The organism is Proteus sp. G2626, from assembly GCF_009915985.1.
GTDB classification, from domain to species: Bacteria; Pseudomonadota; Gammaproteobacteria; order Enterobacterales; family Enterobacteriaceae; genus Proteus; species Proteus vulgaris.
On sequence record NZ_JAABNH010000027.1, the window covers coordinates 532,980 to 554,988 of the forward strand.

Consider the following 22,009-nt stretch of genomic DNA (forward strand, 5'->3'; position numbering starts at 1 on the left):
CAATTAATTATTATTCACGTCAACGTTATCATGCTTAATATCACCTTGATTAAACATCATAACGCTTAACATCATCATACTTTACAAAAATCAGTATGGCTCAATACTTAATGCATTGAGCCATACCTTAATCTCTTACTATCACTTTATCTAGCACTTCTCACAAGATCATCTGTCGATGGCACACAATACTTTCACAATAACCAGACGATAAAAAACACCTTACAAAATGATGATTACTTAGCCTCATTTAATGATTTTAACCATTGTGCGAAATCTTCACCAAACTCTTCGTGCTGTATTCCGTATTCTACGAATGCTTTCATATACCCTAATTTATTACCACAATCGTGGCTTTTCCCTTGTAGGTGATAAGCCTCAACGGCTTCTTTTTCAATCAGCATCGCAATTGCATCTGTTAACTGAATTTCATCGCCAGCACCTGGCGCAGTTTTTGCTAATAATGGCCAAATACTTTCAGATAACACATAACGCCCCACAATAGATAAATTCGAAGGCGCATCTTCTTTTTTCGGTTTTTCGACAACACGCGTAATTGGTTTGCTATCACCTGGGCATAAATGTTCTCCCATGCAATCCACAATACCATAATTAGACACTTCATCTTCAGGCACTGGCTCAACTAAAATTTGACTGGCACCGGAATGCTCAAAGTGAGAAAGCATCTCTTTAAGGTTAACCTTGGTTAAATCTGCGCTGTATCTATCTAAAATGACATCGGGCAGGATAACTGCAAAAGGCTCATCACCAATTAAAGGTTTGGCACATAAAATAGCGTGGCCTAATCCTTTTGCTATCCCTTGACGAGTTTGCATGATAGTAACATGGCTTGGACAAATGCTTTGTACTTCTTCTAGTAGCTGACGTTTAACCCGTTTTTCTAAAATAGCTTCTAATTCAAAACTGGTATCAAAGTGGTTTTCAATAGAGTTTTTAGAAGAATGTGTGACAAGAACAATTTCATTAATACCTGCAGCAATACATTCATTAACCACATATTGAATAAGTGGTTTATCAACCACAGGCAACATCTCTTTTGGAATTGCCTTAGTTGCAGGTAACATTCTTGTCCCTAAACCAGCAACAGGGATCACCGCTTTTCTTACTTTACGCACTGCTGATGACATGATACTTCTCCTGCAATTCGTACCGTTCTATTTTCATATATGAATGGGTACATTAAAAATAATCGCCAGAGTATACCAGCTAATATCTAATGATAAACAGAGCCCTACCGCTTAATTGAGATAGTTCTTCATTTATGTTTAATATATGCACGATATTCTGTATTTATTTAATCTAAATTTAACTTTTATAGATAGGGGAAAACATTAATTTAATCTGATTTGTGTTATCCCAAATTTTACATTGCCAATTTGTTCCTTCACATTTTATTTGATTAATATATAAAAGTTGCAAAGTACCTAAGGGAACACCGCTATTCAATTCGAATTTTTTACTTTCTGTTTTTATTTCAGCTCGTAATCCTGCTGATGCCAATAATATATTTTTTTTCTGCGTATGATAATACCCTAAAGCGATAGGAAATTGCCCTTTCACACCTATTTCATTCAGCATTTTATTAAGTTTATTCAGCATGTTATACATACTTGGAAGTGCGCGATTTTTTTCTGATGATTTTAATACATCATTAAATACCACTCTTAAAAGTAAAGCGACTAAAAGCCCATTTTCATCGTCTCGTGATATATCAACACAATAAAAAATAAGTTGATCTTCTGATAAGGCTGCAATATCAAATAACAATCCCATTTTAGCAATATCATTTAACTGACGATAATTAACACAATATCCTGCCACAATTTGCTTAACCTGAGGTTGCATCTGTTTTATGAATGACTGAATATAATGTGTCTCTTTTCGTAAGCTATTCCAAAGAGGTTCTAAATGTATGCCTTCTATTAATACCGATTCAAAAAAGCCAGGACATAATACTTCAATAACTTTTTGTTTTAATTTATCAAGATGTGTTATTGGCTTAAGAAAAATTTCTTGTGCCCCTAAGCGCAACATATCATCGACTTCAGCCATATTATCTGTACATGAAATAGCAATAACAGGAATAGCAAGTTTACGCTGTTCAAGGTGACATAAAAAAGTAGGGCCATTCATAACTGGCATGCGAATATCACATAAAATAAGATCAGGTAATAATCCCTTATCTAATAAAGATAGTGCTTGGCTACCATTATCTGTTGTATAGACACAGGCTTTCTCATGTGAGAAATATTCCGTCAGCATAGTGCGAAAAACAACCTCATCATCAATTATCAAGATTTTTTTACCCACTAAAGCTTTATTCATTGGTTACTCCAGCAACTATCGTTTCACATGCCGATTAATTAGCGATACATTACTAGTTTAGTTCAACATTGACGTTAATTATTCCCAATCGTTACTTTTTTCTATCAATGGGAAACCGTCATACAGATAACCAGAGTTAGGACATTATTTTGTCAAGTTTATGCCCCTGTAATAGTCAATTATTCTATCGTGATTGCTGCGAACCTTATCACCAAGATCAAAAAAATGCCCCTACAGCTGAGGCCTTAATGCGTTCACGTTACAGTGCTTTTGTTAAACATAAGGCTGAGTACTTAATAAAGACATGGCATCCCTCTTGTCGAGTAGCTTCTTTACACGATGAATTAGTTGCCGGCTTTCCAAATACGCAGTGGCTTGGCCTGAATGTTATTTCTACTCAAGAAGATCTTACAAAAAATGAAGCTTATGTTGAATTCTCGGCTTGCTTTATTGAAAGAAATGCCGATGATAAACAATACCTACACGAACGCTCACGTTTTTTAAAAATAGACGACTGTTGGTTTTATATTGACGGCATAAAACCCAAAGTAGGACGAAACGATCCTTGCCTTTGTGGCTCAGGACGTAAATACAAAAAATGTTGTGAAAATAACATCAGATAACTGCAAACATTGAAGTAAATGAAAGGATTTATCCATACATGCAACACCAAAATACTCAAAAAAAAATACTCCGTACTATTTGCCCTGATGCAAAAGGCCTAATCGCAAAAATCACCAATATTTGTTATAAACATCAATTAAATATTGTTCAAAATAGTGAGTTTGTTGATCATCGCACGGGTCGCTTTTTTATGCGAACTGAGCTTGAAGGCATCTTTAATGATGAGACTTTTCTTGCTGATTTAGATGATGCATTACCACAAGGTTCCCAGCGTGAATTAAATACCGCAGGTCGTCGTCGCATTGTGGTTATGGTGACCAAAGAAGCACATTGCCTTGGCGATTTATTAATGAAGAGCGCATTTGGTGATCTGGATGTAGAAATTGCCGCGGTTATTGGTAATCATGACACTTTAAAACATCTAGTCGAACAATTTGATATTCCTTTCCATCTAGTCAGTCATGAAGGTTTAACCCGCGACCAGCACGATGAGAAATTAATTGCACAAATCAATCAATACAAACCAGATTATGTCGTGCTTGCAAAATATATGCGTGTATTAACACCTGCATTTGTACAAAATTTTCCAAATCAAATTATTAATATCCACCATTCATTCTTACCTGCCTTTATTGGTGCTCGCCCTTATCATCAAGCCTATGAGCGTGGTGTGAAGATTATTGGTGCTACCGCTCACTATGTAAATGATAATTTAGATGAAGGCCCAATCATCACACAGAACGTGATTAACGTTGACCACACCTTCTCAGCAGAAGATATGATGAGAGCAGGTCGTGATGTTGAGAAAAATGTCCTTAGCCATGCTTTATATTGGGTGCTTTCACAACGTGTCTTCGTGTATGGTAACAGAACAATTATTTTATAAGTCTTCAAACCATTAATATTGAAGATATCATGGTTATCTAAAAATAAACCGCGATACAAAACATATCGCGGTTTATTTTATCTTCTCTTAATTTTCACGTTTTTACTTAAAATCAACATGATAGAGCATAAAACCTGAACAATGCGCACATTTTTACAGCAGTCAGTCTGTTTTTAGTAAAATAGCGCTTTACAGATCTTCGGTATTTGGTATTATTGCGCCCGCTGTCACGGACAGCAGAACAATTTAATGTTGGTGGGATACCCAAGCGGCCAAAGGGAGCAGACTGTAAATCTGCCGTCACAGACTTCGAAGGTTCGAATCCTTCTCCCACCACCATCTCTTCTTTGCTTCATCTTCTAAAATCTTCTCTATACCATTTTCTCAATCAGATCAATAAAACGATTCAATACACTTGAATGATACTTAGATTTATAAATATAACAGCTGTACAGTATTGCAGGCTGAGTTAAGGGAATAAAACAGAGTTCTCCGTCATATTCATCTTTCAATGGATTTTCATCTGTGAATAAAAGAGAATGGTGCGTCTGAATAAAACGTAAACAACAATTAAGATCATCCATTATTCTAACACAAACGGATTTTCCCTCCTCTCTTATTTCATTCTCTAATTTTTTTATTTTTGCTGTTTTGTATAATGCAGGATCACATAACCAAATATTTTTACTTAAGAGTCTATCAAGATTATTATTAACGCTATCAGCAAGCGCTTTCTGACAACAAATACCTAAATATTTATTGTCTATTTTATGAATAAGACTAAATTTTTCACTAATAATTTTTTCGGAGCTTAATATTAATGTATTTCCATCATAATCAGGTATTTCATCAAAATTTTCTTTTGAGAATCGCACTATATTTATATGGGAATAATTTTTATTAGCAGCCTGATAAAACTGTGTTAAATACTGGCTTTTTCCCCAATCATAATAAACATGAATACTATTATTAATAATACCTGAGATATGTTTTTTAGTTATCTCTTTTTCCTGAAGATACAGTGATTTTAAATCATTATAAAGCTCGAGCCCTTCTTGCGTTAAGCTCATACCGAACTTCTCGCGTTTGAACAAACGCTTTCCCAATACTGCCTCAAAGTCTTTTATAGACTTAGCAACTGGAGGTGTCGTTCGATTCATTACGCGAGCCGCTTTACTTAATGAACCATTTTCAACCACGGCCATAAAGGCTTCTAATTTACGAGAAAAAAACATAATTCACCATTCCTTTGCTGTGTTGAACAAAATAATTTCATTAATTCATTTAATGTAAATAAAATATAAATTAATTAATTTAAAAATTAATTTTTTATAAAAATAGCTTTATATAAATATTCTCTTACCTCCTTTTAATGAATACAATTTATAACTATAATGTTATTTTTATTATGTCATTATCCTTCACATATAAAGAATAATAATAATTACATTCTTCTATCAAAGATTAGTTTATGTTTCCACTTTATTTAATTAATATTTTTTGTTATACCATTAACTGTTTTTATTAATTTATCGTATTTTCTTTAACCCATCTTTATTTTATTTGGTTTTTATTTTTCTATTGATAAGCGATGGGATGACTTAAGTGAATTACTTACATTTATTTTATGATCCTGATAGTATAAAGCATCCTATTATTCAATATATAAATGGTTACAGTCACATGAAATTTGTCTCTTTCAATATTAATGGATTACGTGCTCGCCCTCACCAACTTGAAGCTATCATAGAAAAACACCAACCTGATGTTATCGGACTTCAAGAAACAAAAGTTCATGATGATATGTTCCCATTAGAAACGGTGGGAGCTTTGGGTTACCATGTTTTTTATCATGGTCAAAAAGGGCACTATGGCGTTGCCTTATTAACAAAAGCAAAACCCATTGCTGTACGTAAAGGCTTCCCTGACGACGACGATGATGCACAACGCCGAATGATCATGGCTGATATTGAAACACCAGCAGGATTACTCACCGTAATGAATGGATACTTTCCTCAAGGTGAAAGCCGTGCTCATGAAATAAAATTTCCGGCAAAAGAAAAGTTTTATGCAGACCTGCAAAATTATCTGACCACCCGCTTAAATCCTGCATCTCCAGTCCTTATTATGGGTGATTTGAATATTAGCCCAACAGACAAAGATATTGGTATCGGCGAAAATAATATGAAACGCTGGTTAAAAACAGGAAAATGTTCTTTTCTACCTGAAGAGCGTGAATGGCTGGCAACATTGATGGGCTGGGGATTAACAGATACTTTCCGCCAACAACATCCTGAAGCAGGGGATAAATTCTCGTGGTTTGATTATCGTTCTAAAGGATTTGATGACAATCGTGGATTACGTATCGATTTACTCTTAGCAAGCCGTTGTTTAGCAGATAATTGTATTTCAACAGGAATTGATTATGATATTCGTGGAATGGAAAAACCGTCCGATCACGCACCAGTATGGGCTGAATTTAAACTCTAATCGTATTTAATCATTATTCAAAAAAGCACTTCCTTAAATAATAAAGGAAGTGCTTTTTATTAATGACTTAATTGTCAGTCGTTACTTCTTTACTCTGCACTTTATTTTTTGTGACGCTTGCTTTGTTGCTTCCTTTAGTTGCTGTCTTGCGCTTTTTATTATGCGCTGGCGCAGGAAGATTTCTGAAAGCTTGAATATTCGGACGACGTTTTGCCTGAGTAATTAGCTCTACCAATGTATTATTTAATGGCATCATGAAATCTTGATATTTAAACTGCTTCTCACTAATTTGTGTGAGTATCGATTCCCAATGTGCTGTCATATCTGGCAAAGTTGCCATATCGGGTAATACATGGATCAATGCTCTACCTGCTGGCGTTGAATTAATAGTACGCCCTTTCTTTTGCAAGAAACCGCGTTTAAACAGTAATTCAATAATACCTGCCCTTGTCGCTTCAGTACCTAATCCATCTGTCGCTCTTAGAATTTTTTTTAATTCTTTGTCTTGGACGAATCGTGCAATGCCTGTCATTGCTGAAAGCAATGTTGCGTCAGTAAAAGGTCTTGGTGGTTGTGTTTGCTTTTCAACAATTTCACCTTTTTCACACAACAGCTCATCACCTTTTTTTACTATAGGCAAGGCAGAACCATCATTTTCCGAATCTTGTTCTTTGGCGCCTAATAATACACGCCAACCTGCTTGAGCTAAAAATCGTGCTTTAGCAATAAATTTGCCATTTTCAATATCAAGTTCAATCACGCATTTACGATAAACGGCATCAGGCATAAATTGCATTAAATATTGGCGAGCAACGAGATAATAGATATTTTTTTCATTTTCATTTAACGAAATATTACCTGTTTTTGCTGTCGGAATAATAGCATGGTGTGCATCTACTTTTTTGTCATCCCAACAACGGTTTTTTTTATCAACATCTAAGGTTTCTTGCGGTAATAGGCTACCATCATGCACACTAATAGCATTAATTACAGCATGACGACCGGCAAAATGCTCATCCGGGAGATAACGACTATCTGAACGAGGATATGTGATTAATTTATGTGTTTCATATAATCGCTGGCAAGTATCTAAGACTTGTTGTGCGCTTAAACCAAAGCGTTTTGCCGCTTCAATTTGTAATGCCGATAGCGAAAACGGTAATGGCGCGACTTCAGATTCTTGTTTATCTTGATAATCCGTCACATTGGCTGGCTTGTTTTTAATTCTATTAACAACATGCTCTGCAAGTTTACGGTTTAATAATCGCCCTTCTTCGTCTTGCCAAGGCTCACAATGTTCACTAGGTTGCCAAATTGCGGTAAAACGTTCATCAGCTGGTGTTATAACATGTGCTCTTACTTCAAAAAAATCTTTGGGAACAAAATTTTCAATTTCTTCATCACGGCGAACGACTAAACCAAGCACAGGTGTTTGCACTCGCCCAACAGATAACACACCTTGATAACCATTACGCTGACCTAAGAGTGTATACGCTCGAGTCATATTTATACCATAAAGCCAGTCAGCTCTTGCTCTTGCTAAAGCAGATACACATAATGGAATAAATTCATGGTTATAACGTAGCTTATCAATAGCACGCGTCACTGCTGCTGGATTTAAGTCATTAATTAAGCAACGACGTGCCTGTTTTCTTTGGTCTTCGCTGATATTTAAATAGTTAAGCACTTCATCAACTAATAACTGCCCTTCACGATCAGGGTCACCTGCGTGGATCACTTCTTTAGCCTGCTTAAGCAGCGTTTTGATTGTTTCCAACTGCTTTTTTACATCCGCTCGGGGCTTGAGTTGCCATTTTTCAGGAATAATAGGCAAATCATCTAACGACCAGCGGGCGTACCGCGGGTCGTATGCATCCGGCTCAGCTTGTTCAAGCAAGTGACCAACACACCATGTCACATACTGGTTATCACCACAAAGAATAAAACCATCCCCCCGTTTATGCGGTTTTGGCAATACATCGGCAATAGCCCGAGCAAGGCTGGGTTTTTCTGCAATAAATAATCTCATTACGTTAGTTAATCACTTCAATCAACGCTTTTCCTGCCACTGGCTCAGTTAACTGACCGATAGAGGTTAGTTCAATATCAAAACGAGCAGCGACATCTTTCACTTGTTGCACAGCCTCAGGTAATACCGCTAATAATAAACCACCTGAAGTTTGTGGATCGCAAAGTAATTTGCGTTGCATCTCAGTCAATTCACCAATCAAGTGTCCGTAGCTTTCGAAATTACGACCGGTCCCTCCTGGCACACAGCCTTGTTCGATATATGACTCGACTTCTGGCAATCTTGGCACTTGTGAAAAATAAATCGTCGCTTGTACGTCGGAGCCATCACAAATTTCGCTCAAATGGCCTAATAAACCGAACCCTGTAACGTCGGTCATTGCGGTAACACCTTCGATATCAGAAAAATCAGCACCGGCTTTGTTCATACGGCACATAATTTCTGTCGCTAAACCTTGGTGTTCTGGTTTTAACAAACCTTTTTTCTCAGCAGTTGTTAACACGCCTATACCTAAAGGTTTTGTTAGAAATAGCTGACATCCTGCTTTAGCTTCGCTGTTTTTCTTTACTTTACTAACAGGGACAACCCCTGTTACAGCAAGACCAAAAATAGGTTCTGGCGCATCAATTGAGTGTCCACCTGCTAATGAAATGCCCGCTTCTTGGCAAGCAGTTCGTCCACCTTCAATGACTTCACGCGCAATTTCAGGTGCTAGTTTATTGATAGGCCAACCTAAAATAGCAATCGCCATAATGGGTTTCCCGCCCATCGCAAAGATATCACTAATCGCATTCGTTGCTGCGATACGCCCGAAATCATAAGGGTTATCAACGATAGGCATAAAGAAATCAGTAGTACTAATAATCCCAGTGCCATTTCCTAAATCATAAACAGCAGCATCATCTTTGGTTTCATTACCCACGAGTAAATGAGGATCATGAAATTTAGCTTGCTCACTGTGCAAAATAGTTTCTAACACTTTCGGCGAGATTTTACAGCCACAACCTGCACCATGACTGTATTGTGTTAAACGAATTGCTTCAGACATAACATGCCATCCTTTTTAAAAATAAGTCACAAAATCAGTTAAATCAGCAGGAGAAACCGTGTTTGGCGCTTTCAAGGCTGGCGTACCTAAATACAGAAAACCCACAATATGGTCATGTTCACCACAGCCAAGACCTTCTCTTACGACAGCATCATGAGTCCAAGAGCCTGAACGCCAAATCCCCCCAAATCCTTGTGCAACAGCCGCCATTTGCATTGCTTGTACACTACAACCGGCTGCAACTATTTGCTCCCATTCAGGTACTTTAGGATGATCTTTCACTTTCGCAATAACAGTGATGATCAGTGGGGCTCGAAAAGGTGCATTCTTTGCTTTTTCTTCAACTTCTGGCCCTAAATTCCCAACAACAGCCGCTTTATGCAGTAATTGGCTAAAACGTGCAATACCTTCATTTTGCATCACAATAAAGTGCCAAGGCTTAAGCGCACCATGATCAGGTGCACGCATACCTGCTTGTAAAATAGTATTGAGGGCTTCACTATCAGGGGCTGGCGTAGTCAGTCGAGAAGCTGAACGGCGGTTCAAAAGCAGTGTTAATGCATCCATTTAATTCTCCTGTCAGCATTTTATTTTAGCAAGATCCCATTCTTATGAGGATGGACAGTTCTTATCAATTCGCAGTATAACAAACTGTTATATTACCACCATCCATAGATTTAGGCGGGGATTTTTCTCAAAATAAGGTGAGCCACGATTTAATCGTGATTTATTGTTCAGAAAATGATTAATATTTGTATGGTGAGGTTAATTAGCTTTTTTAACCGTACATCTCTTTTTTAACTTGACGATTATCTGCCAAATATTAATGTTTTATTAAGTAACATTGTTTAGCTATTTTTACATCCTATAAATATAGACTTAATAAGAGCTTAAACTAAACGTTATCAATAGTGATTTCTTAAAAATCAGTGACAGACATTCAATAAGAGCTATATTAGAATACTCCTTCATTGTTATTGCTATTCTCTCTATTGTTAATAACATTTTTTGTTTTAATGGTATGAGATTATGTGGATGTAGCCTGCTTACCAATAATTCTAGCATGACTGTTTAGGATTAAAATTTAGCTTTACATGATGTGGAGATAATATGAATAAAATTATGGAGTTAATTGGCGCGATATTAAAATTTAGTTGGCAAGCCATTAACTTTATCAGGAAATTAATCTTAAACGTTATTTTCTTTTTCCTTCTCTTTATGGTCATTGGTATTTTCTTAATTACCAAAGAAGCACAAAAACCGGTTGATTATGAGGGTGCCCTTCTTGTTGATCTTAAAGGCGTGATTGTTGATCAAACCGCAACACAAAATCCTTTAGGTGAAGTTGGACGTGAGCTTTTAGGCGTTTCTGGTAGCCAACTTCAAGAGAATTCATTATTTGAAGTCGTTGATACGCTACGCCTTGCCTCTCAAGATCCGAAAATTAAAGGTATGGTGCTCAAACTTGATGAGTTCGCCGGCGCTGATCAACCGTCACTAAATTATATTGGCAAAGCGCTTAATGAATTTAAAAAAACAGGCAAACCTATTTTTGCAGTAAGTGGTTATTATACCCAACCTCAATATTATCTCGCCTCTTATGCGGATAAAGTATATCTCACACCTCAAGGCGCCGTGGGTGTTTATGGTTTTGGCTTCCAAAATCTCTATTACAAAACACTGCTAGAAAACTTAAAAATCAGTACCCATATTTTCCGTGTAGGTACATATAAATCTGCGGTTGAGCCATTAATGCGCAATGATATGTCAGCAGAGTCTCGTGAAGCATCATTACGTTTAGTTAATGCATTATGGTCTACTTATTTAACCCAAGTGGCCGAAAATCGTAGCATTACAAAGGAAGATGTTTTCCCTGGTGCAAAAGAGATGATTGTCCAGCTACGCAATGCAGATGGCAATAACGCAACTTATGCCCTAAATCGTAAATTAGTGGATTCTGTAAGCACCTACGCGCAGTTTGAAACCGATATGACAGAAACCTTCCAGTGGGATAAAGAAAATAATCAATTTAACAATATCAGCATTTATGATTATGCCGATACGTTAACCTCCTCATTGCCAGCAAGTGATGAAGGTAATATTGCCGTAGTGGTTGTTCAAGGTGCCATTATTGATGGTGAAAGTATCCCTGGTTCTGCAGGGGGATTAACTATTGCTAATCAAATTCGTCAAGCACGACTGGATCCTAATATTAAAGCGCTTGTTTTACGCGTAAATAGCCCTGGAGGTAGCGTTTCAGCCTCAGAGCAAATACGCAGTGAAGTGGCCGCTTTTAAACAACAGAAAAAATATGTAGTTGTCTCAATGGGTGGTATGGCTGCATCAGGTGGATATTGGATCTCAACACCAGCAAATAAGATTATTGCTAGCCCTTCAACATTAACGGGTTCTATCGGTATCTTTGGTGTTATTAATACATTTGAAAATAGCTTAGAGTCGATTGGTGTTTATACCGATGGTGTAACAACTTCACCATTAGCCGGATTATCTGTCACTAATAAACTACCTGAAGAATTTGCAGAGCTTTTACAGCTCAATATCGAAAGTGGTTATAAAACATTTCTTAATTTAGTGGCGGAATCACGCAAGAAAACACCTGCTCAAATTGATCGGATTGCTCAAGGCCGTGTATGGGTAGGAATAGATGCAAAAAATGTCGGTTTAGTCGATGAGTTCGGTGATTTTGATGATGCAATTGATACAGTTGCTAAAATGGCAAAAATCGACCAACCGGTTGTTGATTGGATGAAACCTGAATTAAGTCTGTCAGAACAGATTATAATGAGTTTATCCTCTAACGCAAAAGCGCTTATTCCTGATCCTTTACAAGCTTATTTGCCAGCACCTGTTTTAAAAGAAGTTAAAACACAGACAGAGTTTTATCGCAATATGAACGATCCACTCAATCGCTATGCATATTGTTTATCATGTGGTGATATTCAATAATCTGTTTCGTATATACACCTGCTCACTCTGAGTAGGTGTATTTCTCTCTTTCCCTCTTCGTTTATAGCGCAATATTCTAATGAATACTTTTTATTCATTTGCATATAAGTGATTTTTAACACAATGATTTAAAGCAGATATTAGTTAATCTCTATTTTCTTTTTTTAGCATCCTTTCCTTTTTTTATTCTGCAAACTCCCTATAATCAGGTATTTCTCACAGCTTAATAAGAGTGCTTTGTCTGATGCAAAAGAAATCAATCTACGTTGTTTATACTGGCGGTACTATTGGTATGCAACATTCTGAACATGGCTATATTCCTGTATCAGGACATTTACAACGCCAATTAGCTAAAATGCCAGAATTCCATCGTGAAGAGATGCCCGATTTTACAATCAAAGAGCACCTTCCTTTAATTGATTCTTCAAATATCACACCTGAAGACTGGCAATCTATTGCTGACGATATTAATGAAAATTATCATAACTATGACGGATTCGTTATTCTTCATGGTACTGATACCATGGCATTTACGGCCTCAGCACTCTCTTTTATGTTTGAGAATCTTAGCAAACCCATTATTGTCACTGGATCTCAAATTCCTTTAGAAGCCCTACGTTCAGATGGACAAACAAACCTGCTAAATGCACTTTATCTCGCAGCACATCATCCAATTAATGAAGTCGCACTCTTCTTTAATAACACGCTGTATCGCGGTAACCGCACAGTAAAAGCACATGCAGATGGTTTTAATGCGTTTGCATCGCCGAATAGCGCCCCTCTTTTAGAAGCTGGGATTAATATTAAGCAATTTAAAATTAATTCATTTCCAAAAGGAAAAGGTAAATTTGTTGCGCATAATATTACGCCTCAACCTATCGGTGTTGTTACAATTTATCCAGGCCTTTCAGATGAGATCGTTAAAAATATTCTGATGCAACCAGTGAAAGCATTAATATTACGTTCTTATGGCGTAGGTAATGCACCATCTCACCCTGCTTTACTTTCTACACTGCGCGAAGCAACAGAGCGTGGCATTGTGGTTATCAATCTTACACAATGTATTTCTGGTCGAGTGAATATGGAAGGTTATGCAACAGGTCAAGCCTTAGCTGAAGTCGGCGTTATTAGTGGTTATGATATGACATTTGAGGCAACATTAACTAAACTGCATTATCTCCTTAGCCAACAATATGATTACACTGAAATTTGTCGCTTAATGCAACAAAACCTTCGCGGTGAAATGACATTAAACGATAACGACTAAGCTTAATAAAAGGGCAAACTTAGTGAAAAACTCTGCGCTATTACTGGTTGATATACAAAATGATTTTTGTACAGGGGGTGCTTTAGCTGTTAACGAGAGTGAGATGGTTATTCAAATAGCCAATCAGCTCATTAATGGTTTCAAGCAAACTAAAAGCCCGATAATTGCAAGTTTAGATTGGCATCCAGCCGATCATCTCAGCTTTGCTAAAAATTCAGGCACCGTTGTAGGCGAAATTGGGAAACTGAACGGATTACCCCAAGTTTGGTGGCCTGTGCATTGCGTGCAAAACTCTCACGGCGCTACATTTCACCCTGAGCTCAATCACACATTAATTAATCACATTATTTACAAAGGCCAAAACCGCCTTATTGACAGCTATAGTGCCTTTTTTGATAACGACCATGAATATCAAACTGGCTTACATACCCTTTTGCAAACGCTTAATATAAAACATCTTTATATTCTTGGTATTGCTACTGATTACTGCGTTAAATTTACAGTGCTGGATGCTTTACAGCTAGGTTATCAAGTATCTGTTATTACTGACGGTTGCCGTGGTGTCAATATTCAAGATAACGACAGCCAAGTAGCGCTAGAAGAGATGCAAGCGAAGGGAGCGACATTAATAGATTCAGCACTTTGGTTTAATCGTAACAATCAATAAATTTATGGTTTTTACGACCACTTTTTTACAATGACAAAGCAAAAAAGTGGCGATTATTAATTATTATCATTAATAAATGACCACTTTGGTTATCAACCCAATTCTCCAATTACTATCAGCATTAATCATCATCCATTGGGGTTAATGTGGCTAAGCGCTCAGTTTGAAATTGGGCTTTTAATTCCTGCTTACTTTTCATCGTAATTTGCCCATTGGTTCCCACGGTCATATGTTCAGGTGTGTGGTTATTTTTTGCCTGCCATAATAAAACGATCTGCATGCAATGCTCTTTTTGTTCATCTGTCAATGCCACGCCGTCAGACCATTTGCCTAATTCAACTGCTGTTGAAATACGCTGATAAATTTCAGGGGTTACCATCGAAATAAGTTCATTAACTTCCATTGATTACTCCATAAGCTAAATAATTACTTAAAATAGCTGAATCGTTTTTTCACTTGTTATTATTTTGTTAACTTAATGATTATTAACCTTTCTGCTCTTCACCCGTCTCACTGTTCGTAAATGACAGTGAAGCAGAATTAACACAATAGCGCTCTCCTGTAGGGGCTGGGCCATCATTAAAAACATGACCTAAATGTGCATCACATTGCTGACAACGTATTTCCGTTCTTTTCATATTATGAGAAAAATCATCAAGATAGCGTATTGCATCACTATTAACGGGTTGGTAAAAACTCGGCCAGCCACATCCTGCATCAAATTTTGTATCTGAATAAAATAAAGGAGCAGAACAACATAAACAGTGATAAATCCCTGTTTGACGATTATGTAATAACTTACCACTAAACGGAGGTTCTGTGCCGTGTTGTTGCGTCACATAACGTTGCATTTCATTGAGTGTTGATAAATCAAGGTGATTGTTATTGCTTGAAATATTCACTTTCTTTTCATTATCTGTCATAGGGACCTCGATCTCAGAAAAATGCTTTTTAAAACAACAGTGAATGATAACAAAGATTTAACAACAAATCTGGAAAATATAGTCTAAAATCAACAAGAGTAATCTTTAGTTTTTGAAATGTGATGAATTTCACATAACGGAGCAAAGGTAACTTCATTTATCGGCATTGATCCCGATAATACACAGCGTAACATTTAGCTAAAACGACCATTCTTTAAGCGAAAAGTGTTTTTTTAATTGATTTTTTGCAATTATTGACACGATTCCGCTTGACGATTGGCGCGGTTTTGGTAACTTTAGAAGCAACTTTTTAATTCACTAAATTAAAGCTGGTGGAATACATATGACTATCAAAGTAGGTATTAATGGTTTTGGTCGTATCGGCCGCATCGTTTTCCGTGCTGCTCAAGAACGTTCAGATATCGAAATCGTAGGTATTAACGATCTGTTAGACGCAGACTACATGGCATACATGCTGAAATACGATTCAACTCATGGCCGTTTCAACGGTACTGTTGAAGTAAAAGATGGCCACCTCGTTGTTAATGGTAAAACCATCCGCGTAACTTCAGAAAGAGATCCAGCAAATCTGAAATGGAACGAAGTCGGTGCTGACGTTGTTGCAGAAGCAACTGGCCTATTCTTAACTGACGAAACTGCTCGTAAACACATCCAAGCTGGCGCGAAAAAAGTTGTTCTGACTGGTCCTTCAAAAGACAGCACTCCTATGTTCGTAATGGGCGTAAACCATAAATCATACGCAGGCCAAGATATCGTTTCTAACGCATCTTGTACTACTAACTGCTTAGCGCCTTTAGCTAAAGTTATCAACGACAACTTCGGTATCGTTGAAGGTCTGATGACTACTGTTCACGCAACAACTGCAACTCAACGTACTGTTGACGGTCCTTCTGCAAAAGACTGGCGTGGTGGTCGTGGTGCTTCTCAAAACATCATCCCATCATCAACTGGTGCTGCTAAAGCTGTAGGTAAAGTTATTCCTGAACTGAACGGCAAACTGACTGGTATGTCTTTCCGTGTTCCTACTCCTAACGTTTCTGTTGTTGACCTGACTGCTCGTCTGGAAAAACCAGCATCTTACGCACAAATCTGTGATGCTATCAAAGCAGCAGCTGAAGGCGAACTGAAAGGCGTTCTGGGTTACACTGAAGATGCAGTTGTTTCAACTGACTTCAATGGCGAAGTTCTGACTTCAGTATTTGATGCTAAAGCTGGTATCGCACTGAACGACAACTTTGTTAAATTAGTAGCTTGGTACGATAACGAAGTTGGTTATTCAAACAAAGTTCTGGATCTGATTTCTCATATCTCTAAATAATTAGAGCCTAGAAAATCAAGATATTGCTTAGAGCCACCTTTGGGTGGCTCTTTTATTTTTTAGCCAGTCAGTTTATTGTATTGAAATAGTCAGTGACATAAGGTCATAAGATAATGAATGAGAAAATATTTTCTTTGCCGATTATTGAACAAATATCACCTTACTTAAGTCGTCGTCAATTAGGCGAGCTTCCTATCCTTGTTATTTCGCATCCTAAAGTACGCGCTGCTATCAGCCTTCAAGGCGCACATTTAATTGCTTGGCAACCCGCACAAGAACATCCTGTCTTTTGGGTAAGCGACGCGTCTCTTTTCACTCCCGGTATTGCAATTCGAGGTGGCGTTCCTATTTGCTGGCCTTGGTTTGCTTCAGCAGGTACACCGAGTCATGGATTTGCACGTATTCTGCCTTGGGAATTTAGCGCACACACAGAACAAGATGATGGTGTGCTCATTACAATGACCCTCAAAGAGAGCCAACAAACACAAAAATATTGGCCTCACCCGTTCACCGTTATTGCGCGTTTTAAATTAGGCGCCACTTGCGAGATAGAATTAGAATCTTATGGTGATTATGAAGCGACAGCCGCCCTTCACTCTTATTTTAATGTAAGTGATATTGATAATGTCTCTGTCACTGGCTTAGGAGGCCACTACATTGACACGGTAGCGGACAACGAAGTTTATACTGATGAAACCGCATTGCGCTTTAATGGACGCACTGACAGGCTTTACACAGAGCCTGACGATTTCAATCTTATTCGTGACGATGGTTGGGAGCGCACAATTGAGGTTCATCATTATCACCATAGTGATGTGGTATGTTGGAATCCAGGTGCAGAACTCGCCAGCTCAATGAAAGATATGAGCGCTGGTGGGTATCGCAAAATGGCTTGTGTAGAAACCGCTCGCATCCACCAACCATTAAAACCAGATAATGTTCATCCTGGTCGTTTATCGATGGTGGTACGGGTTCGTAAGAATATTGCTGAAAAATAAATATTGCTCGCATATTACACAAATAAAAAAAAGCTTCGAGGTTAAATCGAAGCTTTTTTTATTTGATAGTCTATTTAATATTAACTGCGTTAAACATACTTTAATTAGAATGTATAAGTTACACCTGTCCATACAATCGCAGTGACAGACTTATTCACCATTGGGCTATCTTTCACTTCGCTTGGTAAGTGGTCAACTCGCCCCATCGCAAAGAAGTTCCATTTTTCGGTAAATTTGTAGTTAGCAGAAACCTCAACATAAGGTCTCCAACTATCATTCGGACGGTACTCAGCTAAACCGCTACGTTGCGATTCTGCATGGGTAATACCATAAGCATAACGGTTTTGCTTTTTGTTCTCCCACACAACACCCGCCCCAGGTTGAAAAGACCAATTACCTAATTCGAAAGGATATAAATAGGCTGCATCAGCGATAATACCGTTACTTTTACCCAGCATATCACCCGACACAATCGCTCTTAAGCTACCCCATGATTCATGATGTTTATAAGTAAAGCCTCCCATCATAGTATCACGACGACGATTCAATTTTTTCATTTGTTCGTCATCACTATCACTTGGCTTATAGGCTTGAGGATAATAGTGTAAATCAACAGAAAGTTGGTCTTTAGGGGTATTCCACAAGTAATATCCTGCGGCTAATGTCGCAAAATAAAAATTTTCTGATTGGTAGTTAACTTGTGGCACTGGTAATAAATAATCTTTTGATTTTGCCCCTTTATAAGGCGTAATTTGCGCTAAGACTGAACCACCAAGTGACCATTCTCCAGCGAATGCTACTGGTGTACTAAGTCCTGCAATAACGGCTAAAGAAATGATAATCTTCTTATTACTCACGATAATTTTCCATATTGTCATTAATAAAGTAGCAACCAAAAACCTATTTCAGTCACAATTAACTAAACTTGTATTATTTTACCTATAATCATTTTAGTTTTGCATTAAATGTGTAGCAATCAACGCTTGCCCTAATGCAATACCACCGTCTCCAACGGGTAATATCATAGGGATAAGTACTTTTTTATTATTTAATTTTTTCTTAAACAGATGTTTGAGTAATGTGTTATTTAACACACCTCCCGTAAGTACAATGGTATCAATCTGATGTTCATCAGCATATTGCAATGCAATATTGCCCAAACTTTCAGCTAATAAATAATGAAATAGCCATGCCTTTTCACTGACATTAAGCTTTACATTTTCCCATTGTGACCAAAAAACAGATAGATCGAGCACATTATTTTTTATAGGCATTAAATGCCCATATTGCTTAATAATTTCCGTTTGTTTTTCTTTTTGACACGCTAATGCTGCTGTTTGTAAGTAACATGCGGCTTCACCTTCCCAACTTATTTCTTTAGGTGCTAATCCTAAAGATGCTGAAACCGCATCAAAAAAGCGGCCACAAGAAGACGCTTTTGGTGAATTCAAACCGCGCTCAACTGCTTTACTTAATATTTGCAAATCATGACTAGGTATCAATTGGGTGATAACACTACCTTGCCAATTTTTAGAAAAAGTAGCTAAATGTGCGAACCAGTTTCGCCAAGGTTGAATAGAAGCTAGATCTCCCCCTGGCATTGCAACCGCAGGAAGCCCTCCAATCCGTTGTGATTTTTGGTAATCCACCAACAAACATTCTCCGCCCCATAAAGAGCCATCTTGCCCATAACCTAAACCATCAAGTGCAATACCTACTACAGCACCTTGCTGATGAGTATGTCCATGTTCGGCAAGGCAAGAAACAATATGCGCATGATGGTGAGAAACGTTAATAACAGGGATATTTTGCGCTTGAGCGAATTGTTTACCTAACTGATGACTAACGTAGTTAGGATGTGCATCTATCGCAATGGCTTTGGGTGTAAAGCGATAAATTTGCTGGAAAAGATCTAATGATTTTATCAGTTGTTGTCGCACACTTAAATCATCAAGATCCCCTAAATGGGGTCCCATAATGGCTTGGTGCTGACGTAATAAACAAAATACATTTTTAAGATCGCCTCCCATTGCAAGTACCGAGGGTTGTGACTCAAAACCATCAGGTAACGAAATCGCATCAGGAACATAGCCTCGGGAACGGCGGATCATAACACTCTGTTTATCTTCAATACGCACTAATGAATCATCAGCTCGCTGTATAATCTCTCTATTATGCATCAAGAACAAATCTGCGATATCACGCAATTGCATTAAGGCCTCTTCGTTACTTAATGCGGGGGTGTGACCCGATGCATTTCCTGATGTCATCACAAGCGGAATATGCGTACCACGCGCTAATAGGTGTTGCAATGGGTTTGCTGGTAACATTACACCTATTTCAGACAAGCCTGGAGCAATAAGCTCACTCAATTGAGGTGCAACTGTTTTCGGAACTAACACAATCGGTGCAGCAGTGCTTTGTAGTGCTTTAATTGCAGCTAAACGAAAATGCAGATCATGCTTATCTTCTTTAATTTGCTCAATATCCGTTATCATCACTGCTAATGGCTTAGCAGGTCGATATTTACGTTTTCGTAATAATGCAACGCTCTCATTATTACGTGCATCACACACTAAATGAAAACCACCAATGCCTTTAACTGCAACAATTTTTCCAGCGAGTAGCGCTTCACAAACTTGAGCTAATGCATGCTCTTTTATTGCTAGTTCATCACCAAGATTATTCGCAAGCCAGATATGAGGGCCACAAACAGGACATGCGTTAGGCTGAGCATGAAACCGTCTATCCGCGGGATCTTCATACTCATGTTGACATTCTGGACAGAATGGAAATTCAGACATTGAGGTAAATGGCCTATCATAAGGCATTTTTTTTATAATAGTGAAACGGGGACCACAGTGTGTGCAGTTAATAAAAGGATAGTGATAACGACGGTTTTGAGGATCAAACAATTCATCAATACACGCTTGGCAAGTCGTGGCATCAGGCACCACTTGTGTATCCATTTCACCGCCACCGCTTTTTACAATAATAAAATCTGTCGGTATTTGTTCCCATTGATAGGGTGATTCTTCTATACGTTCAATGCGTGCCAATGGGGGACATTCTGCTTGTAGTGCTTCGATAAACAGTGCGTTTTTAGGTGAAGAGGTTAAATGTACCAATACACCTAAACTATCATTACTCACTTGCCCTAATAAACCAAAGCGGTGTGCTAATTGCCAAACAAATGGACGAAAGCCAACGCCTTGAACCTTACCTTTCACACGCAATGCAATGCCGTTACTCATAGGATCACCAAATCAAAATAAATTTAAGCTTATTCTAGTTTAGTGATTATCAACAACTTTCATTTAGATCAGAAAAAGTGGAATTAGGTAGATTTATCATCACTTCAACAGCGACTCGAGGAGCGACAGCACACAGTAACTCATAACCAATAGTGCCACATGCCGTTGCAACATCGTCAACAGGCAGTTGCTCTCCCCATAACTCAACTGGGCTACCATAATTAACATCATGTAAATCCGTAATATCAACAGTTAACATATCCATCGAAATACGTCCCACCAATTGTGTTTTATGTCCATTAACAATAACCGGTGTGCCATCTGGCGCATGTCTTGGATAACCATCGGCATAACCACAGGCAACAACCCCTATTCGCATATCACGTTCAGCGGTATATCGGCTGCCATAGCCTATCTGCTCACCTTTTTTCACTTGTTGAATTGCCAAGATTTCACTATTAAATGTCATTACTGGCTGTAAATTAAAATCAGCAATATCTAACCAAACACCTGACGGCGAAACACCATATAAAATAATGCCTGGACGCACCCAATCTTGATATGTTTCAGGGTTAAATAGCGTTGCTGCCGAATTTGCTAAGCATCGGGGTAATTCATCTATCATAGCTTGATTAATTACCGCTTTTTGCGCGTCCATATTCAGCCCTGTATCTGCATTAGCAAAATGCGACATTTGGATAATAGAGCCAATATTTTTAATACTCTTTGCACGAACAATAGCTTCTTTATAAGCATCTGGTCGATAACCTAGCCGATTCATTCCACTATTCAGTTTAAGATAGATATTAACGGGGCGTTCTAATTGTGCCTTTTCTATGGCATCAAATTGCCAATCTGAGTGAATCGTTGCCGTTAGAGAATAACGATCTAATAAATAAACGTCTTCTGGCTTAAAAAAACCTTCAAGTAAAAGAATAGGGCCGACCCACCCTTGCTCTCTTAACATTATGGCTTTGTCTAATTCAATTAATGCAAAGCCATCGGTATGACTTAATGCTGGCCAAACACAGGATAATCCATGTCCATAAGCATCTGCTTTTACAACAGACCACACCTTACTGCCTTTTACTCTCTCTTTAATAACAGACAGATTATGGCTTAATGCATCGAGGTTAATGGTTACTTTTGCTGGTCTGGACATGTTTTTTCC

At 37.9% G+C, this 22,009-nt stretch carries 19 protein-coding genes and 1 tRNA gene; 9 read left to right on the forward strand and 11 right to left on the reverse strand.

The window, feature by feature from the left end:
• Positions 1-236: 236 nt before the first annotated feature.
• A complete protein-coding gene (gene galU / locus GWJ05_RS14950) occupies positions 237-1,148 on the reverse strand; it encodes a UTP--glucose-1-phosphate uridylyltransferase GalU (RefSeq protein WP_036936381.1) in 912 nt (303 codons plus the stop codon).
• Between the two features lie 178 nt (positions 1,149-1,326).
• The gene (gene rssB / locus GWJ05_RS14955; RefSeq protein ID WP_087802281.1) at positions 1,327-2,346 is read right to left on the reverse strand and encodes a two-component system response regulator RssB; all 1,020 of its coding nucleotides are present in this window, start codon (positions 2,344-2,346) and stop codon (positions 1,327-1,329) included.
• 149 nt (positions 2,347-2,495) lie between these two features.
• Between rssB and GWJ05_RS14960 the strand changes: the two genes are divergently transcribed.
• From GWJ05_RS14960 to GWJ05_RS14970, 3 genes are all read left to right on the forward strand, one after another.
• The gene (locus tag GWJ05_RS14960; protein WP_036936375.1) at positions 2,496-2,969 is read left to right on the forward strand and encodes a YchJ family protein; all 474 of its coding nucleotides are present in this window, start codon (positions 2,496-2,498) and stop codon (positions 2,967-2,969) included.
• Between the two features lie 38 nt (positions 2,970-3,007).
• On the forward strand, positions 3,008-3,856 hold the full coding sequence (gene purU, locus GWJ05_RS14965; protein ID WP_036936372.1) for a formyltetrahydrofolate deformylase: 849 nt from the start codon (positions 3,008-3,010) through the stop codon (positions 3,854-3,856).
• 254 nt (positions 3,857-4,110) lie between these two features.
• Positions 4,111-4,195, forward strand: a tRNA-Tyr gene (locus GWJ05_RS14970).
• Between the two features lie 32 nt (positions 4,196-4,227).
• Here GWJ05_RS14970 and GWJ05_RS14975 read toward each other — a convergent pair.
• Entirely contained in the window at positions 4,228-5,091 is an 864-nt protein-coding gene (locus GWJ05_RS14975) for a helix-turn-helix domain-containing protein (protein ID WP_036936371.1), read from the reverse strand.
• A 448-nt stretch (positions 5,092-5,539) separates the two neighbouring features.
• On the opposite strand from GWJ05_RS14975, the gene xthA reads away from it, so the two are divergent.
• Positions 5,540-6,346 carry an exodeoxyribonuclease III gene (gene xthA, locus GWJ05_RS14980; protein WP_161681474.1) on the forward strand — a complete coding sequence of 269 codons (807 nt, stop codon included), beginning with the start codon at positions 5,540-5,542 and terminating at the stop codon, positions 6,344-6,346.
• A 67-nt stretch (positions 6,347-6,413) separates the two neighbouring features.
• Here xthA and GWJ05_RS14985 read toward each other — a convergent pair whose 3' ends face one another.
• The 3 genes from GWJ05_RS14985 to GWJ05_RS14995 are packed head-to-tail and all read right to left on the reverse strand — an operon-like array spanning position 6,414 to position 9,990.
• Entirely contained in the window at positions 6,414-8,375 is a 1,962-nt protein-coding gene (locus GWJ05_RS14985) for a DNA topoisomerase III (RefSeq protein WP_036936365.1), read from the reverse strand.
• Positions 8,376-8,379: 4 nt separating this feature from the next.
• Positions 8,380-9,423 carry a selenide, water dikinase SelD gene (gene selD, locus GWJ05_RS14990; RefSeq protein ID WP_036936362.1) on the reverse strand — a complete coding sequence of 348 codons (1,044 nt, stop codon included), beginning with the start codon at positions 9,421-9,423 and terminating at the stop codon, positions 8,380-8,382.
• A 15-nt stretch (positions 9,424-9,438) separates the two neighbouring features.
• Entirely contained in the window at positions 9,439-9,990 is a 552-nt protein-coding gene (locus tag GWJ05_RS14995; RefSeq protein ID WP_087802279.1) for an NAD(P)H nitroreductase, read from the reverse strand.
• A gap of 543 nt (positions 9,991-10,533) precedes the next feature.
• On the opposite strand from GWJ05_RS14995, the gene sppA reads away from it, so the two are divergent.
• The 3 genes from sppA (at position 10,534) to pncA (ending at position 14,324) form a co-directional block, all read left to right on the forward strand.
• A complete protein-coding gene (sppA, locus tag GWJ05_RS15000; protein WP_036936357.1) occupies positions 10,534-12,390 on the forward strand; it encodes a signal peptide peptidase SppA in 1,857 nt (618 codons plus the stop codon).
• Positions 12,391-12,634: 244 nt separating this feature from the next.
• A complete protein-coding gene (gene ansA / locus GWJ05_RS15005; RefSeq protein WP_036936353.1) occupies positions 12,635-13,657 on the forward strand; it encodes an asparaginase in 1,023 nt (340 codons plus the stop codon).
• A 22-nt stretch (positions 13,658-13,679) separates the two neighbouring features.
• Positions 13,680-14,324: a bifunctional nicotinamidase/pyrazinamidase gene (gene pncA / locus GWJ05_RS15010; protein WP_036936350.1), complete on the forward strand. Its 645-nt coding sequence runs from the start codon at positions 13,680-13,682 to the stop codon at positions 14,322-14,324.
• Between the two features lie 121 nt (positions 14,325-14,445).
• Here the strand turns inward: pncA and GWJ05_RS15015 are convergent, their stop codons facing one another.
• Together GWJ05_RS15015 and msrB are read right to left on the reverse strand one after the other, a co-directional pair.
• Positions 14,446-14,727: a YeaC family protein gene (locus GWJ05_RS15015; RefSeq protein ID WP_161681475.1), complete on the reverse strand. Its 282-nt coding sequence runs from the start codon at positions 14,725-14,727 to the stop codon at positions 14,446-14,448.
• Positions 14,728-14,809: 82 nt separating this feature from the next.
• On the reverse strand, positions 14,810-15,247 hold the full coding sequence (gene msrB / locus GWJ05_RS15020; RefSeq protein WP_036936345.1) for a peptide-methionine (R)-S-oxide reductase MsrB: 438 nt from the start codon (positions 15,245-15,247) through the stop codon (positions 14,810-14,812).
• 343 nt (positions 15,248-15,590) lie between these two features.
• On the opposite strand from msrB, the gene gapA reads away from it, so the two are divergent.
• Both gapA and GWJ05_RS15030 read left to right on the forward strand, forming a co-directional pair.
• Positions 15,591-16,586 carry a glyceraldehyde-3-phosphate dehydrogenase gene (gene gapA / locus GWJ05_RS15025; RefSeq protein WP_036936343.1) on the forward strand — a complete coding sequence of 332 codons (996 nt, stop codon included), beginning with the start codon at positions 15,591-15,593 and terminating at the stop codon, positions 16,584-16,586.
• A gap of 113 nt (positions 16,587-16,699) precedes the next feature.
• Positions 16,700-17,584, forward strand: coding sequence for a D-hexose-6-phosphate mutarotase (locus GWJ05_RS15030; protein WP_036936341.1), 885 nt, complete (start codon positions 16,700-16,702; stop codon positions 17,582-17,584).
• 104 nt (positions 17,585-17,688) lie between these two features.
• Here GWJ05_RS15030 and GWJ05_RS15035 read toward each other — a convergent pair whose 3' ends face one another.
• The 3 genes from GWJ05_RS15035 to alr all read right to left on the reverse strand — a co-directional run bounded on the left by GWJ05_RS15035 (position 17,689) and on the right by alr (position 22,000).
• Positions 17,689-18,441 (reverse strand): MipA/OmpV family protein, encoded by a 753-nt coding sequence (locus GWJ05_RS15035; protein WP_036936340.1) that lies wholly within the window; start codon positions 18,439-18,441, stop codon positions 17,689-17,691.
• 93 nt (positions 18,442-18,534) lie between these two features.
• Complete coding sequence (hypF, locus tag GWJ05_RS15040) at positions 18,535-20,838, reverse strand: carbamoyltransferase HypF (protein ID WP_036936338.1); 2,304 nt, start codon at positions 20,836-20,838, stop codon at positions 18,535-18,537.
• Positions 20,839-20,887: 49 nt separating this feature from the next.
• Entirely contained in the window at positions 20,888-22,000 is a 1,113-nt protein-coding gene (gene alr / locus GWJ05_RS15045) for an alanine racemase (RefSeq protein ID WP_036936336.1), read from the reverse strand.
• Between the last annotated feature and the right edge of the window lie 9 nt (positions 22,001-22,009).